Raw genomic sequence first — 15,717 nt, 5'->3', positions numbered from 1 at the left:
GCCTCTTTTTGCTTTTTTATCCGGGTCCGCTTCCCCGGTTTTATAACTCCAGCTTGTCCACGATATCCCTGATCGCTTTTCTCACCGGTGAATCTTCCGGAAGCTTCACGATGGGTGTACCGTCGCAGTCGAAGTCATATACAGTTTCATCCTGCGGGACGATTCCCAAAAGGGTGAGGCCCTGTTTCTCTATCTCCTCTTTTGTGCCCGCATTGAGTACCCCGCCCGGCGCACGGTTGATGATAAGCCCAACCTGCTTCGGGTGCATGTCACATTCTTTTATCAGTTCCGCGATCCTGCCCACTGCCTGAACACCTCTTCTGGAGCAGTCGCTGACCAGAATCGCTGTCTGCATACTGGGAAGAACGCCTCTGCTGATATGCTCCATACCGGCTTCATTGTCCACGATGATATATGGATAATTCTTTTGCAGCTTTGCAAGCTGAGCCTGCAGAAGTCCATTCACGAAGCAGTAGCAGCCTTTCCCCTGGGTACGTCCCATGACAAGCAGGTCATAATCATCATTTTCAATCAATGCATCATCAAACTTGAATTCCATATAATCAGCTTTTGTCATTCCGGCCGGAATGGGATTTTCCTTTGACATCTCCGCACGGGCCACTTCCTCACGGATATCGCCCAGAGTTGCCTCAAGCTCCATGCCCAGGACTTCATTTAAGTTTGAATTCGCATCTGCATCTACTGCAAGAATCGGTCCCCTGCCTTTTTCAGCCAGATACTGGATGATCAAGCCTGTCAGGGTCGTCTTGCCTACGCCGCCTTTGCCGGCAATTGCAATTACATGTGCCATGAAAAGGGCACCTCCTAAAATATGATTTTAATACATTTTAAACAAGTGTGCGAAGACCGCATCTGTCAATGATTTCAGATACGTCTTTCCATTTGTTCAGAGCATACAGATGGATACCGTTAACGCCCAGTGCGCGGTACTCATCGATCTGTCTGATCGTGTACTCGATACCTGCCTCTTTGAATGCTGCTTTCTTTTCATCAACAGCAGCGTCAAACGGATCTTTGTCGAACGGATTCGGGAAGATCCAGTTTTTGGAGATGATCTCGCAAAGTTTACGCGGCATTACACAGCCATTACGTGACAGTGCCATATTGATTGTAGCAGCCTGATCCAGAATCGGCATAATTCCAACGTCAACCGGCATTGTAACGCCTGCAGTACGGATGGCATCCAGCCAGCGTTTGAACTGCTCCATATCCCAGCAAAGCTGAGTCATGATGTAGTCAGCACCGTTATCCTGTTTCTGTTTCAGGACAGCGATATCAGATTCAAGACTGCGGCATGCGATATGTCCTTCCGGTGAACCTGCTACAGCGATTTCGATCTTATCGCCGAATTCTTTGCGGACATAAGCTACCAGATCTGTTGCGTAAGCGAAATCTCCGCCGGTTCCTGTCCATCCGAATGGAAGGTCGCCGCGAAGTGCCAGCATATGATCTACGCCATTGTCCAGGTAATTCTGAAGCTGTTCTTTGATTCCTTCTGCGGTGTTACCGATACATGTAAAATGTGTTACCGGGATGGTTCCGGCGTCTTTGATCATTTTACATACATCCATGTTCTTGCCCACATTGGTTCCGCCCGCACCGTATGTACAGGAAATGTACTCCGGCTGGTACTTACAAAGATGCTCGATCGTTCCCGGCAGATTTTCCATACCTTTGTCTGTCTTTGGTGGGAACAGCTCAAATGAAAGGAGCATTTTGTTCTTCATTGCTTCAGATAATTTCATAGTTACTACCTCCGCTTTGTTTATTTATTTTTAAGGCCGAAGCCCTAAAATCGTGTGTTGGCACAGCAGAAAGTCCTCCATACTTTTTCTGCTGCTTACTGGCAGTCCAGCTTAACAAGGCTGTTTGCAAGGTCCACCATTAATATTTTACCGATAATGGTTCGCTCCTCGCCCATGATGTCACGTATGATAAGCTTTTCACCATCTACGTCGATTCTGCTCACATTTCTGCAGATGACCGTGTTGTCATCGCTTCTCTGTACAGTTGCAAGACACATAGCCTACGCCTCCTTCAAATGTTCTTTTACCAGTGTCAGTGCCAGGCCCAGACGCATATTTCCTTTCTGGAAATCAGCAACGCCTTCCTTGATGGTCTTGGCTGCATCTTCCATGCCAAGCTTTGACAGATTATCTGCCATCTGATCAAGCTCCTGTGCGTGATGCTCGTTGTGGGAAAGCATATAGTTCAAAAGTGCTACCACTTCCTCTGTACAATTTCCGCCACATTCGCCCTCTGAACAGCTGCTGCAGCCGTGGCTGTGTTCATGGCTGTGAACATGGTCATGCTCATGGTCATGTCCGTGAGGAACCATGTTGCCATTTTCGTCGTTGATTAAATGCATTTTTCCATCCTTTCCCTACTGCTTTTCCCGCTTTTGGGCGCAGTAAATGACAATAATTTATCAATAAATTCATTATACATGCTTTCGGCTTTTTTATCAAGTTATTCTTATGTTTTTTTAGAGGTTCAAGCGGTGAAAAACACGGAACTTCCGCCCCTGTTTTTTTCCACCTCTATCCTGCATTCTATACGCTCTTTTAACTCCGGCACATGGGAGATGATTCCCACCAGGCAGTCCTCCCTGGAAAGAGCCGATAAAGTCTCCACCGCAGTCTCCAAAGACTGCTCATCCAGACTGCCGAAACCCTCGTCAACAAACACGGTCTCCACCCGGATGCCTCCCGCAAACTGCCCGATGACCCCGGAGACACCGAGGGCCAGGCTCAGCGCTGCCTGAAAGCTCTCTCCGCCGGACAGGGAACGGATGCTTCTCACCTTGCCGGTATGGTAATCATAGACATCCAGATCCAGACCGGACCTGGACTGCAGATTTTCCTTTTCCTCCCGCACGAGCAGTTCGTATCTGCCTGAAGACATGTGTTCCAGCCGCCTGTTGGCCTCCTGGGTGATCATACGGAAATAAGCGGACTGCACATAGCGCTCCAGGGATATCTTCGGCTTTCCCTTCAGGCTGCCGCAGGCAGTGTCAGAAAGGCCCTGCAGAGCCAGCCTGGTCTTCTCTGTCCTGCTGCTCTCCTCAAACAATACCTGAAGCTGTCTGCGCACCTCTTTTGTCCTTTCAAGAGCACTGTACTCCTCCCGGAGTTTATTACGCACAATTTTCAGCTGCTGTTCCGCCCGCTGTATCTGTTCCCGTACCTCCTCCTCCGGGCACAGTTTCTTTCCGCGCAGGGAAGGCGCCAGACTCCTGATCCTGATCTGCAAGTCCCTCACATGATTTTCATATGCCTGTGTTTCTTTCTCCATACGGTCCAGCTCTTCTCTGTCCAGACATGCCTCCATGGCCTTTGCCCTGCTTGGAAACTTCTGCTGTTTTACTTCCAGAAGCAGCTTTCCTTCTGCCTCTTTTCTTTCCTTTGCCAGCCTGGCTCCTCGTTTTTCACAGATCTGTGTCTCTCTTTCCGCGGCTGCCCGGCGCTGCGCATTCTCCTCCAGTCTTTTCCTGACCGCCTCTTGGGACGGAAGACCCGGGCGGCTTTTCGCCTTCTTTCTCTCCAGGCGCGCGTTTGTCTCTTTTATCAGTGAGGAGGCTTTTTTTTGCATGGCAGCACCGCTTTTTTTACCTGCCAGTACCTCTTCCCTGCGCAGATGCTCCATTCTGGTCTGCCATTCCTTCTCATTCTCCGCAAGGGCTGTCAGGGTCCTCTGCAGTTCTGCAGATGTCTTCTCCTTTTGTGCCTCCATCTCTTTCAGCGCTGCCTCGCTCAGCTCCTGTTTTTCACAGGCAGCCTTTGCCGGATGTACCCTGGAGCCGCATACGGGACAGGGTTTTCCTTCTTCCAGGTCCCTGGCCAGCAGGCCTGCCTGACTTCTGAAAAATTCCTCCCTGTAGGTTTCATAAGCGATTGCCTGCTCCTTCTGTGCCGTGATCTGCTTCTCTGCACTTTCCAGCAGTTCTTCCTTTCGTGATTCCAGTTTCAGAAGGACCTCAGCCTCCTGCTGCCATTTCCCGTAAAGTAAAAGCTGTTCTTCCAGCGCTGCTATCTCTGCGCTGAGCTTCTCTTCTTTCTCCGCAGCGGCTGCCTGGATAAGCAGTGCCTTTTTCTCCTGTTCCAGTTCCCTTGTCTGAGACTTCAGTTCCTTTATACGCACTTCCTCGTCAGTTTCCAACTTTTTTTTCGCTGCACAATCCTCGGCAAGAGGTTTGATATAAAGATTTGCCTTCTTCCCCTCAGACAGCTTTTTTTCCAGCTCTCTGATCTGTCCGGCCTGCACTTTTGTCCCTTCCAGCTCCCCTCTCAGGGCATCCAGGTTCTTCAGTTCTCCGTTATCCTTTTGTATCCGCTCCAGATTTTTAAGGGCTCTGTCTTTCTCTTTTTCCAGGCGCTGCTCCTCCTTCCGGCTGCTCTTTTCCTTTTCCCGGGAGGAAAGGATACGGCTGTCAAGAACCTCGAAAATATCCTCTTTTTCCCTGTCCCCCAGTGTACATTCCGGATGCAGCGCATCCCAGGACTCCAGGACCTGCCTGCGGCGCTCTTCCCTCAGCCTTTCTTCCTCCCGCTGCTGCATACTCATGCTTTTCAGACGGTCCGCGATGGTTTTATAGAATTCCGTGTCGAATACTTTCCGGAAAATCTCGCTTCTCATGTCACTTTTTGCCAGCAGAAGGTTCATGAATTCACCTTGGGCAATCATGGAAACCTGTTTAAACTGCCTGTAATCAAGCCCCAGAATATCCTGCAGCTTCTGGTTCACTGCCCTTCTTCCCGTCAGCACACTTTTGTCCGGGCACTCCAGAAGCGCTTCATGCTTCCTGTTCAAATTAAACGTCCTGGTCACCTGATACTGCTCTCCTTTGTGGGAAAACAGCAGACGCACTTTACTCATGGCCTTCTCCTCCACATAATCGCTGTGGAGATTTTCAGGCTTTCTGACTTCCGTGCTGGCTGCGTCGTACAGCGCAAAGGCAATGCCGTCGAAGATTGTCGTTTTGCCGGCTCCTGTGTCACCGCAGATCAGAAACAGCCCTGCTCTCTGACAATTCTCAAAAGAGATACAGGTATTGCCCGCATAAGGCCCAAAGGCCTCCATCTCCAGCTCTATCGGTCTCATACTCCCACCTCTTCCATGCTTTTGATCACCTCTTCAAGCAGCTCCTGTTCTGTGTCAGACATGGGAATCCCATTCTGTTTTTCATAAAATTCCCCGAACAGATCAAGGGGTGTTTTTTTCAGACACTGCAGCTCTGCACTGCCCGATATGCCACCGGATCTGCTCCGGCGGTTTTCGACGGCAAATTCCAGCATACCAGGAAATATTTTTCTAAGCCTCTCCATCGGATGCTCCAGAGTCTCCTCATCGGTCATGACTATGGACAGATAATATCCTTCTCTGTATTTCCTGTATTTTTCCGAAGCGAGGGCCTCCATGGTATCCTTTAGGACAGCCATCTCTGTTTTTGGTTCCAGTGGAAGCTTCCTGACGGACAGATTTCCTTTCTCTCTGAGCTCTGCCACAGTCACGGACTTTGTCTGATTCCATTCAGAAAAAGAATATTTCAGGGGAGAACCTGCATACCGTATCTTTACATCCCCCATTTTCTGCGGTCTGTGGATATGCCCCAGCGCCACATAGTCAAATGCTCCAAAGACTGAGGCATCCACCTGATCGATACCGCCCAGGGAACGCTGTTCCGAATCGGAGATTTCCGGCTTTCTGCCTCCTGCCGTGACAAACTGATGTGCCAGAAGCAGGTTCCGCTCTTCCCTGTGAAGCACCGCGCCATGCAGTGCGGTTTTCACGGCCTCCTCATAAGTTTCCGGAATTTCCTCCGCAAATGGGCGGAGCATACCGGGCCGCAGAAAAGGAAGCATCCACACATGAACCGGGCCGAACGCATCACTCAGCACAATATGTTCCGGCCCCCCTTTAAACGTACCCGCAATATGAATCCCTTCTTTTTTTAAGATCCCGCTGGCAAACTGAAGCCTCTGGGCTCCGTCGTGGTTGCCGCTGATCAAAAATGTCTGTATCCCACGGACGGACAATTCTTCCAGAAACCAGTCCAGCAGCCCCACAGCCTCCGAGGAGGGAATGGACTTATCGTAAATATCCCCGCACAGCAAAACAGCTTCCGGCTTCTCCTCATCAGACATGGCCACAACACGGCTTAATATATACTGCTGTTCTTTCCACAGCGGCTCCCCAAGCAGCTTTTTTCCCAGGTGCAGATCCGCCATATGAAAAAATTTCATTCGATATCCTCCACTGCCATATTTTGGCATTTCGTTGCATTTTAGCTTGCACTTCTTATAATAGTAGCACGGATTTATTAAAAAGTTAATAAATTCGGAGTAAATATTTCACATTTCTATGGTAAACTGTCTAAGTATCCGGCAGAAATAACACAGTGAGCATGGATTGAAATAAGGTAATATTTAAAGGAGGGACTGTTATGTCTTTCAACGAAAAAATCATTCTGAACGATGGCCGCCAGATGCCGCTTCTGGGTCTGGGTGTCTACAAAGCCGTCGGTGAGAACGAGGTGGAACAAGCGATCGCAGATGCCGCAGATGCCGGCTACCGTCTCATTGACACCGCTTCTGTTTATAAAAACGAAGACGGCGTGGGGCGCGGAATCAAGGCTCTTACCATACCAAGAGAGGAATTATTCGTTACAACGAAAATATGGAATACCGCACAGAGAATCGGCGACGTGGAAGATACTTTCAACAGAAGTCTGGAGCGCCTGGGACTTGATTATGTGGATTTATATCTGATCCACTGGCCTGTGCCCGGCTGTTATACAGACACCTGGAAAGCTCTGGAAAAGCTCCAGACACAAGGGCGTGTGAAATCTATCGGCGTCTCTAACTTCCACATACATGACCTGGAAATGCTGAAAAAAGTCTCCGACGTGGTACCCGCAGTCAATCAGGTGGAATTCCATCCGCTGTTCAACCAGCCGGAGCTTCTGTCCTACTGCAGGGAGAACAATATTGCGGTACAGGCCTATGCGCCTCTTGCCCGGGGCGCCTATCTGCACAGCCAGCTTCTTCTGGAAATCGGAAGAAAATACCAAAAGACTACCGCACAGATCGGACTTGGGAATATCCGTCATTCCCAAGTCCGTACACAAAGAACGCATCAGGGAAAATGCGGAAATCTTTGATTTTTCCCTGACCCGTGAGGAGATGGATGCCATTACTGCTATGGATGCCCACCAGCGCACTGCCGGTATCCCTGAGGATATGATTCCCTACTATAAGGACTGATATCCAAAAACATCATACATACCGGGGTTTTTCCCCATACAAAAAGTACCGCAGGAGTATTAGATATCACTCTGTGCGGTACTTTTTCTTCTCATTTGTTCATTTCTTTTAATTTCTTCTGAGCGCTTCGATGGGACTCAGCTTCGCTGCTTTTCTGGCAGGGTATACGCCGAAAAGGATACCGATCCCTGATGAAAACAGGGTTGCGATCAGGATTGTAGACACCTTGATTCCCGGTGCGAATCCCAGGGTAGGTATGGAACAGACCGCATAGGCCAGCAGCACACCGATAATGATGCCGATCACACCGCCAATGCAGGCGATAATAGCAGATTCCGCCAAAAACTGGACCATAACAGAGGAGGTTCTGGCTCCCAGGGATTTCCTGATGCCAATCTCTCTTGTTCTCTCCGTCACGGACACAAGCATAATATTCATGACACCGATGCCGCCTACCAGCAGGGAGATTCCTGCTACTAAGGCGATAAATCCTGTGATCATGTTCAGCATGGAGTTGATCTGCTTCATCTGGTCATTGAAGTCCTCCATGTCATAATAATTCTTTCCCTGACTGTAGTGGCGCTGGTTCAGCAGCGCAATGGCATCATTTGCCACCTGACCGGTATCTGCACTGCCGTCTGTGGTGATGTACAGATAATTGGTCACAGAAGTGTCATAGCCGAAATTCTCCATGGCCGTATAAGGAATATCCGCGGATATTCTTTTCACATCCCCATAATCCACGGAAACCATATTTCCCAGATTCTCCTGCTCCACGATTCCGATGATGGTAAAGTCCACAGTGCTCTGGTAGACACTGAATTCCAGATTCATGCCCAGAACATCATCTGTGCCGAAAAGGGAAATGGCATCTTTTTTACTGATCACACAGACTTTATTTCCTGTATCGATATCACTCTGGTTAAAATAGCGTCCGCTTACCACTTTCCATTTGGAAATCTCCTGCTGGGCCGTTCCTCCGCCTGTAACGGACAGATCAAACTGGCCCTTTGAGGACTGGGTCGTACCCGAATCGGAAAATATAGGGGAAGTTCCTGTCACTCCGGGGATTTCCTGCTCGATCGCGGCGAAATCATCCGCGTTCATATATTCCTCCCGCTTGAGCCCCTCTTCATTGGAATAAATGCAGATCTGTCCCCCGGCAATGGAATTGAGCTGCCGGTTCATCTCACCCTGAAATCCGGAACCCACTGACATAATGGTGATAACAGAGGAGATACCTATAATGATTCCCAGCATGGTCAGAAGGGAGCGGCCTTTGTTTGCCCTGATATTCTGCAGAGCCATCTTCAAGTATTCTGCTAACTGTGCCATAGGCTACTCCTTTACCACATCTGCAGTCTGCGCGCCGGACGTGCTGCCCGCAGCCGCCTCATCCACCTTCATGCCCTCCGCAAATCCGTCCGGAAGCTCAGTAATCACGGAATCGCCCGGCTTCAGGCCGCTCTTGATCTCTGTGTACTCAGAAGATGAAATTCCGGTCTCCACTTCCTGCCTGGCGATCACGCCGTCTTTGACCACATAGCAGAAGGTACTGTCCTTTCCTGTGTTCACCGCATTGACAGGAACACTCACAACGCCCTTGGCACTGCCGGTCTCAATCGATACCTTTGCCTCCACGCCTAAGAAAATGTTGTCATCCGGATTGTCGATCTTAACCTCAGCCCAGATGACCGGCGCACCTTTTTCATTGGTGGTAGCCATCTTGCTGATACGTGAGACAGTTCCCTTGTATGTATGGTCTGCTATGGTGATGGATGCCTTCTGGCCTTCCTTCAGCTTGTCATAATCGTATTTTGACACGGTCACATTGACTGCCACCTCCTCGTTGCTGGCAATGGTAATAAGCTCCATGCCCTGTGTGGCTGCAGAGCCCTGCGACGCGTCTGCTTTGGAGACGATTCCTGAAAACTCAGCCTGAAGTCCCTGTTTCCCCTTTTCCAGCAGTTCTTCCAGGGTAGCTGCCTCCAGCTCGGCTATATTGTTGGTGGCCTGCATCTGCGCTTTGGCTGCTTCTGTCACCTGTACACCATCCGCGCTGTCTGCCAGACTCTTCTGTTCGGCAAGTTCTGACTGCAGCTCTGAGAGCTCTGTGGTGGCACTCTCCAGTTCATTCTGCCACTCTACAATCTGGGCATCGGTTGTCGGGTCAGAAGCAGACTGGCTTTCGATCTGATCAATCTGAAGCTGTGTCACCTCATCACTCTTGTCATTGATCTGTGAAGTCAAATCATCGATCGCCGGCTCCATGTTTTCCGCCTGGGCCTTTAAATCCTTCATTTGTCTTTCCAGATCTGCGGTATCCTGATTATTTTTCTTTGCCTCGGCAATAGACGCCTGCAGCTCCTCTGCCTGGGCATTTATCTGCTGCTGTTCGCCTTTCTGGGCTTCAAGGTCCTGCTGCAGCTTGGTCAGATCTGCCTGTGCCTGGGTCAGAGCCACGCTGACATCTGTGGATGTCTGCTTTGCCCAATCGCTCAGTTCCCTTGTCCTGTCCGCAATGGCCGTTTTCAGAGATGCCACATACTCCTGGTAGCTGTCCACATTGGCCTGCAGTGTGGGGACTTTACCGGCTGCTTCATTGGCCTTCTGCTGTGTCTGGGCTGCCTTTGCCATACTGTCCTTGGAACCGTTTACCGTGGCGCTTACATTGAGCTGTGCCTTCTGGTTATCCTGTTCCAGTGTGGACACATCAAAAGCAACCAGAGAGTCTCCCGGCTTCACCACTTCCCCCACCTTGAGAGGATACTGGGCTATAGCGGCATTGACGGGCGAAAAATATGTCTTTGTCCTGAGACTCTCCACAGTACCGCTGGTATCCACCTTTGCCGTCAGATCCTCTTTGGTGACAGCGCTTACCGGTACCTGGGGCAGAGCCTTCGGCGTCATTTTTGATGCCGCAAAACTCACAGCAATAATAGCTACAACGACACCGCCGATGATCAGCGGCACTTTTTTCTTTTTCTTTCCTGTTTTCACAGTGTCGGGAAGATTTTCTTTATTCTTTCTCAACATGGTGTGCTCCTTCCTCGTAATGCTCATTTAATCTGTCTGATTCGATTTTTCCGTCCATAATACGGATAATACGGCGGGCCTGGGCGGCAATGCCGTCATCATGGGTGATCAGGATAACTGTCCTGCCTTCCTTGTGCAGCTCCTTCAAAATCTGCAGGATTTCCTTGCTGGATGCGGAATCCAGGTTACCTGTAGGCTCATCTGCCAGGATCACAGGCGGCCTGGCGGCAATAGCTCTGGCTATGGCAACCCTCTGCTGCTGTCCGCCGGACATCTCCGAGGGCTTGTGGTCCATACGGTTCTCCAGACCTACCATCTTCAGGGCATCCCGGGAAAGCTCCCTTCTCTTCTGTCTGCCGAGACCTCTGTAAATAAGAGGCAGCTCCACATTCTCCAGTGCGTTCAGATTGGCGATCAGATTAAATCCCTGGAAGATAAATCCAATCTCCCGGTTGCGTATCTCTGAAAGCTGGTTATCCTTTAAATGAGATACATCCTGTCCGTGGAGACAGTAGGACCCCTCTGTGGGCACATCCAGACACCCCAGCATATTCATAAGTGTGGATTTTCCTGAGCCGGACTGTCCGATGATCGCAACAAATTCCCCTTCATCGATCTGCAGGTCCACATGGTCCAGTGCACGCACCTCATTCTCGCCCGGATTATATATTTTGCAGATTCCGGAAAGCCGAATCAGATTCTGCGGCGACTCTTCTCTTTTCACTTCTGTATTGTTTTCCATACACACATCCTCCCCTGCATCTTTCATGCAGTGCAATTTTTATCATTGTACTACATCATTAGTACAACCATACATCACAATTATTAAATTGTCAATTTGGAAATCCGAAAACTTTTCTTAACGTTCCCTAAAGAATTCTTTAGAAAAGAAATGAGGGCATACTGCGCCCTCACTTCCAACTTTCATCCCAGGATTCAATTTTCTTATCTCTCACCATCAGGTCAGATACGGCCTCCGCCGGAGTCTTGCCCTCAAAGAGCACCCGGTTCACCTGTTCGATGATCGGCATCTCCACCCCGTATTTTTCTGCCAGTTCCCTTCCGGCTTTCGCGGAGAAAACGCCTTCCACCACCATATTCACCTCATCCATGGCCTCCTGCATGGAGCGCCCCTGCCCCATGAGAAATCCTGCCCTGCGGTTACGGCTGTGGACGCTGGCGCAGGTAACGATCAGGTCGCCGATTCCGGAAAGTCCGTAAAAGGTATCCGGACGTGCTCCCATGGCGATTCCCAGTCTTGCGATCTCCGCCATTCCGCGGGTGATCAGCGCCGCTTTCGTGTTGTCCCCGTATCCAAGGCCGTCCGCGGTTCCCGCTGCCAGGGCAATGACATTTTTCAGGGCTCCGCCCAGTTCTATCCCCAGCATGTCCGGGCTGATATACACGCGGAACGCGGGACTCATAAAGATATTCTGCAGATATTCCGCAGTTTCTTTTCTTTTTGCCCCCACCACGCAGGTCGTAGGCAGATTCCTGCTGACTTCCTCCGCGTGGCTGGGTCCTGAGAGAACGCATGCCTGGGAATTGGGGATTTCCTCCTCTATCATATCCGTCAGGGTTGTGAGGGTGTGCTCCTCAATCCCCTTCGCCACATTGACAATAAGCTGTCCGTAACGGATATAAGGATTCATCTTCCTTGCGGTAGAGCGGACCGCCACGGACGGCACTGCCAGAACGATCACATCTTTTCCCGCCAGCGCCTCCTCCAGACTGCTGGTAATGTGAAGCTTTTCCGGCAGTCTGACACCGGGCAGCTTTGCTTTATGCTCCCTTGTCCTTCGCAGCTCCTCCGCCTGTTCCTCCCTGTGAGACCACAGAACCGTGTCGTGCCCATTGCCGCAAAGCAGCATGGACAGGGCGGTTCCCCAGCTTCCTGCTCCAATCACACTTACTTTTGCCATGCTATCCCTCCATACTGTATTTCCTTAATGTTTCCCCAGATAAATCTTGTTCTCATTGCCGCGGATCAAACGCACAATGTTCTGTCTGTGCCGCCAGAAGGCCAGCGCCATCAGAAGCAGAGCCAGTATGTACATCTCATGGAGCACTCCCGGGTCCACATCATATCTGCCGATCTGCCCTGAGACGATCACGCCCACAGCAAAAAAGAAGTATCCCAGCAGAGATCCCAGAGACACATAGTGGCTCAGGAAAAAGGCCGTAAAAAATACCACGGCACAAATCAAAAACAACCGCCAGTCAAAAGCTGCCACCAGCCCCACAGAGGCTGCGATCCCTTTCCCTCCTTTAAAATGCAGATAGAAGGGAAAGTTATGTCCCAGGATACATCCGGCTCCGGCGTACAGCTCCAGCAGCCTGACAAGCTGCGGGTGGCTCCTGCCGAAGAGCAGATAAACGGCCAGGATCGCCAGGGCGCATTTGAGGCAGTCCCCCAGAAGGGTAACCGCCCCTGCCTTCTTGCCCAGGGTGCGGAGCGCATTGGTAGTCCCCGCATTCCCGCTTCCGTGTTCCCGGATATCAATTCCGTTTTTTCTTCCGTAAATATAAGAGGTCTGGAACAGACCAAACGCATAACCAATCAGCAGACTTACAATTCGTACCAGCATTTGTCATCCTACTCCTTTTCTTTGCGTTCCCTTATGATGAATTTCAGGGAGGTTCCCTTAAATCCAAAGGTATCTCTGATCTTATTCTCCAGATATCTGGTGTAGGAGAAATGCATCAGTTCCTTGTCATTGACGAAAATAACGAATGTAGGAGGCTTAACCGCCACCTGGGTAATGTAAAACAGCTTCAGGCGCTTGCCCTTGTCAGAAGGCGGCTGCTGCATGGCAACGGCCTCTGTCATGATCTCATTGAGCACACCGGTCTGCACCCGCAGTGTCTGATTCTCCAATACCATATCAATGGTCTCAAAAAGCTTTGGTATCCTCTGCCCTGTCTCAGCGGAAATAAAAATGATCTCCGCGTACGGCATGTAGGACAGAACCTCTCTGACTTTATTGGTAAACTTGTAGATCGTCTTATCATTTTTCTCGATGGCATCCCACTTGTTCACTGCAATGATGATACCCTTGCCTCTCTCATGGGCAATACCTGCGATCTTGGCATCCTGCTCTGTGACGCCCTCTGTGGCATCGATCATCATGACTACCACATCCGCGCGCTCCACAGCCGTCACGGTACGGATAATACTGTAGCGCTCCAGCTCCTCTTTGATCTTGCTCTTCCTTCTGAGTCCTGCCGTATCGATGAAAATATACTCTTTATCCTTCCATTCCACCTTTGTATCAATGGCATCTCTGGTGGTTCCCGCAATATCGGATACGATGACACGGGATTCCCCGATCAGCTTGTTGATCAGTGAGGATTTTCCCACGTTTGGTTTTCCCACCACGGCGATCTTAGGAATATCTTCCTCCTCACCGTCTTCTGCGTCCTCATCAAAGTACTCCACCACTTTTTCCAGCATATCACCGATTCCCAGCTTTCCGGTGGCAGAAACCGGCACCGGCTCCCCAATCCCCAGATTATAGAACTCATAGGTATCCATAATAAACTTGTCAAAATTATCTACCTTATTCACCACCAGAATCACGGGCTTACCGCTTCTTCTGAGCATGTCCGCCACCTTGGCATCGGAATCCACAAGACCCTGACGCACATCTGTAATGAAAATGATCACATCTGCAGTATCTATGGCGATCTGCGCCTGCTCCCGCATCTGTGACAGGATAATATCCCTGCTGTCCGGCTCAATACCACCGGTGTCAATTAACGTAAAGGATTTATCCAGCCAGTTCACATCCGCATAAATACGGTCCCTGGTCACCCCCGGCGTATCCTTTACAATGGATATCTTCTCTCCTGCCAGGGCGTTAAAAAGTGTGGACTTTCCCACATTAGGTCGTCCAACAATTGCTACTATCGGTTTGCTCATACATCTGTCTCCTTCTATGTGCTCTTCCCGCCTCTTTTTCCAGAAGGGCTGACACCAGGGAGGCGCCGTCCTCTTCCACTATTTTTACGGGAATTTTTAACTGTTCTTCCACCTGCTCTACGGTTACATCATCCAGAAATACATTCTCCCCGCTCCTGAGCAGATTGCAGGGCAGAAGCAGGTATTCTCCCAGAGGCCTGCCCTGAAGCTGTGCTATGATATCCTGCCCGGTCAGAAGACCGGACACTGTGATCTTCTCTCCGAAGAAATGGTTGCGGATACAGTATCCGTGGATCTTAACCTTTGGATAAAGTGTTTCGATCCGGTCCGCGTATCTGCGGATAAAAGGATACGCCAGGGAACCGGTGGCAAAGGACACCTCCAGCGCCCGCTCATCTCCGGAAAGTCCAGCGACAGCCTCCTCTACTTCGTTCTCCAGCAGGCGCAGCATACCCACACCGTTCTCAAGCTGCAGGTAGCCGTCATACCTCTCTTCAGGGGGCAGCTTGCGCCCGGCAGTCAGATACCATTCATCACTTGCGTGGATAAAATGTAATCCATATTCTTCATATAACCGTTTCTGCCATGTTTCAATCAGGGAAATCACATTTTCGGCATCTTCTTTTCCAAAGGACTGAAGCGGATACAGTCCATCCCTGTATTTGCTCAGCCCCACAGGCACAACAGAAACGCTTTTCAGGTGGGGCAGGTATTTTGCCAGCTCCTCAATACTTCTCTCCAGCTCTTTGCCGTCATTGAGCCCTTTGCAGAGCACAATCTGGCCATTCATCTCAATTCCCGCCTCATAGAGTCTCTGCACTTTAGGGAAAATGTCCCCGGCAAAACGGTTGTGCAGCATTTTACAGCGAAGCTCGGGGTTGGTCGTATGGAAAGAAATGTTGATAGGCCCCAGATGATAGTGGATGATCCTGTCAATATCATGGTCGCTCATATTGGTGAGCGTCACATAATTTCCCTGTAAAAAGGAGAGACGGGAATCATCATCTTTAAAATAGAGGGTCTCTCTCATGCCCGGGGGCATCTGGTCAATAAAGCAGAAGACACAATGATTGCTGCAGGAACGGTATTCGTCCATGAGACTGTTCTCAAATACGATTCCCAAGTCTTCCTCGTAATCCTTCTCCACCTCCAGCTCCCATTGCTCACCGTCCGCTTTCTGCACAAGAACCTCTATATACTCATCATTCATCAAATAGTGGTAGTCAAAGACATCCTCAATCTCCTGTCCGTTGATAGACAAAAGCTCATCCCCCGGAGCCAGTTCCAGCTCCTCGGCAATGCTTCCGGCTTCCACTTCCCGGATGATATGTCTGCATTTTTTCACAATTTCTCCTCATTTCTAAACGGGTCTTTTTATACCCGCTATTTATTATCATACCAATAAAGCATAAAAAAAGCAATAATTTCCTTGACGCTGCTCACTTTCTGATGTTATAACTTAATGTGTAATTATAT

General features: G+C 49.9%; 14 protein-coding genes. 1 reads left to right on the top strand and 13 read right to left on the bottom strand.

Translation table 11 applies throughout. The features are described from left to right. Positions 1 to 40: 40 nt before the first annotated feature. From LC508_RS02750 to LC508_RS02725, 6 genes are all read right to left on the bottom strand, one after another. A complete protein-coding gene (locus LC508_RS02750) occupies positions 41 to 811 on the bottom strand; it encodes an ATP-binding protein (RefSeq protein ID WP_033142867.1) in 771 nt (256 codons plus the stop codon). 37 nt (positions 812 to 848) lie between these two features. Further along, positions 849 to 1,766 (bottom strand): methylenetetrahydrofolate reductase, encoded by a 918-nt coding sequence (locus tag LC508_RS02745; RefSeq protein WP_033142866.1) that lies wholly within the window; start codon positions 1,764 to 1,766, stop codon positions 849 to 851. 95 nt (positions 1,767 to 1,861) lie between these two features. Continuing rightward, positions 1,862 to 2,044 carry a CooT family nickel-binding protein gene (locus LC508_RS02740; protein WP_033142865.1) on the bottom strand — a complete coding sequence of 61 codons (183 nt, stop codon included), beginning with the start codon at positions 2,042 to 2,044 and terminating at the stop codon, positions 1,862 to 1,864. Positions 2,045 to 2,047: 3 nt separating this feature from the next. After that, positions 2,048 to 2,389 carry a cobalt transporter gene (locus LC508_RS02735; RefSeq protein WP_018597545.1) on the bottom strand — a complete coding sequence of 114 codons (342 nt, stop codon included), beginning with the start codon at positions 2,387 to 2,389 and terminating at the stop codon, positions 2,048 to 2,050. Between the two features lie 125 nt (positions 2,390 to 2,514). After that, the gene (locus tag LC508_RS02730; RefSeq protein WP_118594157.1) at positions 2,515 to 5,121 is read right to left on the bottom strand and encodes an AAA family ATPase; all 2,607 of its coding nucleotides are present in this window, start codon (positions 5,119 to 5,121) and stop codon (positions 2,515 to 2,517) included. Beyond that, entirely contained in the window at positions 5,118 to 6,263 is a 1,146-nt protein-coding gene (locus LC508_RS02725) for an exonuclease SbcCD subunit D (RefSeq protein ID WP_033142863.1), read from the bottom strand. Before LC508_RS02725 ends, LC508_RS02730 begins: the two co-directional genes overlap by 4 nt. 200 nt (positions 6,264 to 6,463) lie before the next feature. Here LC508_RS02725 and LC508_RS02720 point away from each other — a divergent pair, with 200 nt between their 5' ends. Next, a complete protein-coding gene (locus LC508_RS02720) occupies positions 6,464 to 7,180 on the top strand; it encodes an aldo/keto reductase (protein WP_330659990.1) in 717 nt (238 codons plus the stop codon). Between the two features lie 211 nt (positions 7,181 to 7,391). Here LC508_RS02720 and LC508_RS02715 read toward each other — a convergent pair whose 3' ends face one another. The 7 genes from LC508_RS02715 to LC508_RS02685 all read right to left on the bottom strand — a co-directional run bounded on the left by LC508_RS02715 (position 7,392) and on the right by LC508_RS02685 (position 15,586). Further along, positions 7,392 to 8,618, bottom strand: a complete 1,227-nt coding sequence (locus tag LC508_RS02715) for an ABC transporter permease (RefSeq protein ID WP_033142861.1) — start codon at positions 8,616 to 8,618, stop codon at positions 7,392 to 7,394. A 3-nt stretch (positions 8,619 to 8,621) separates the two neighbouring features. Further along, positions 8,622 to 10,319 carry an efflux RND transporter periplasmic adaptor subunit gene (locus LC508_RS02710; RefSeq protein ID WP_158587367.1) on the bottom strand — a complete coding sequence of 566 codons (1,698 nt, stop codon included), beginning with the start codon at positions 10,317 to 10,319 and terminating at the stop codon, positions 8,622 to 8,624. Then, entirely contained in the window at positions 10,303 to 11,061 is a 759-nt protein-coding gene (locus LC508_RS02705; RefSeq protein ID WP_052099639.1) for an ABC transporter ATP-binding protein, read from the bottom strand. Before LC508_RS02705 ends, LC508_RS02710 begins: the two co-directional genes overlap by 17 nt. Before the next feature lie 169 nt (positions 11,062 to 11,230). Then, on the bottom strand, positions 11,231 to 12,241 hold the full coding sequence (locus LC508_RS02700; protein ID WP_033142859.1) for an NAD(P)H-dependent glycerol-3-phosphate dehydrogenase: 1,011 nt from the start codon (positions 12,239 to 12,241) through the stop codon (positions 11,231 to 11,233). Between the two features lie 24 nt (positions 12,242 to 12,265). Beyond that, complete coding sequence (gene plsY / locus LC508_RS02695; RefSeq protein ID WP_033142858.1) at positions 12,266 to 12,907, bottom strand: glycerol-3-phosphate 1-O-acyltransferase PlsY; 642 nt, start codon at positions 12,905 to 12,907, stop codon at positions 12,266 to 12,268. Positions 12,908 to 12,915: 8 nt separating this feature from the next. After that, positions 12,916 to 14,241 carry a ribosome biogenesis GTPase Der gene (gene der / locus LC508_RS02690; protein WP_103732116.1) on the bottom strand — a complete coding sequence of 442 codons (1,326 nt, stop codon included), beginning with the start codon at positions 14,239 to 14,241 and terminating at the stop codon, positions 12,916 to 12,918. After that, the gene (locus LC508_RS02685) at positions 14,204 to 15,586 is read right to left on the bottom strand and encodes a DUF512 domain-containing protein (RefSeq protein WP_103732117.1); all 1,383 of its coding nucleotides are present in this window, start codon (positions 15,584 to 15,586) and stop codon (positions 14,204 to 14,206) included. The genes der and LC508_RS02685 overlap by 38 nt, the downstream gene beginning before the upstream one ends. Between the last annotated feature and the right edge of the window lie 131 nt (positions 15,587 to 15,717).

This window comes from Blautia parvula (genome assembly GCF_020215665.1).
Lineage (GTDB): Bacteria > Bacillota > Clostridia > Lachnospirales > Lachnospiraceae > Blautia > Blautia celeris.
The sequence above is the reverse complement of the archived record's forward strand: the minus strand, read 5'-3'. Positions and strand labels throughout refer to the sequence as shown.

What these genes read in the sequence shown, in the direction of transcription:
- LC508_RS02750 (WP_033142867.1), bottom strand. Translation starts at nt 811, where the DNA reads ATGGCACATGTAATTGCAATTGCCGGCAAAGGCGGCGTAGGCAAGACG.
- LC508_RS02745 (WP_033142866.1), bottom strand. Translation starts at nt 1,766, where the DNA reads ATGAAATTATCTGAAGCAATGAAGAACAAAATGCTCCTTTCATTTGAG.
- LC508_RS02740 (WP_033142865.1), bottom strand. Translation starts at nt 2,044, where the DNA reads ATGTGTCTTGCAACTGTACAGAGAAGCGATGACAACACGGTCATCTGC.
- LC508_RS02735 (WP_018597545.1), bottom strand. Translation starts at nt 2,389, where the DNA reads ATGCATTTAATCAACGACGAAAATGGCAACATGGTTCCTCACGGACAT.
- LC508_RS02730 (WP_118594157.1), bottom strand. Translation starts at nt 5,121, where the DNA reads ATGAGACCGATAGAGCTGGAGATGGAGGCCTTTGGGCCTTATGCGGGC.
- LC508_RS02725 (WP_033142863.1), bottom strand. Translation starts at nt 6,263, where the DNA reads ATGAAATTTTTTCATATGGCGGATCTGCACCTGGGAAAAAAGCTGCTT.
- LC508_RS02720 (WP_330659990.1), top strand. Translation starts at nt 6,464, where the DNA reads ATGTCTTTCAACGAAAAAATCATTCTGAACGATGGCCGCCAGATGCCG.
- LC508_RS02715 (WP_033142861.1), bottom strand. Translation starts at nt 8,618, where the DNA reads ATGGCACAGTTAGCAGAATACTTGAAGATGGCTCTGCAGAATATCAGG.
- LC508_RS02710 (WP_158587367.1), bottom strand. Translation starts at nt 10,319, where the DNA reads ATGTTGAGAAAGAATAAAGAAAATCTTCCCGACACTGTGAAAACAGGA.
- LC508_RS02705 (WP_052099639.1), bottom strand. Translation starts at nt 11,061, where the DNA reads ATGGAAAACAATACAGAAGTGAAAAGAGAAGAGTCGCCGCAGAATCTG.
- LC508_RS02700 (WP_033142859.1), bottom strand. Translation starts at nt 12,241, where the DNA reads ATGGCAAAAGTAAGTGTGATTGGAGCAGGAAGCTGGGGAACCGCCCTG.
- plsY (WP_033142858.1), bottom strand. Translation starts at nt 12,907, where the DNA reads ATGCTGGTACGAATTGTAAGTCTGCTGATTGGTTATGCGTTTGGTCTG.
- der (WP_103732116.1), bottom strand. Translation starts at nt 14,241, where the DNA reads ATGAGCAAACCGATAGTAGCAATTGTTGGACGACCTAATGTGGGAAAG.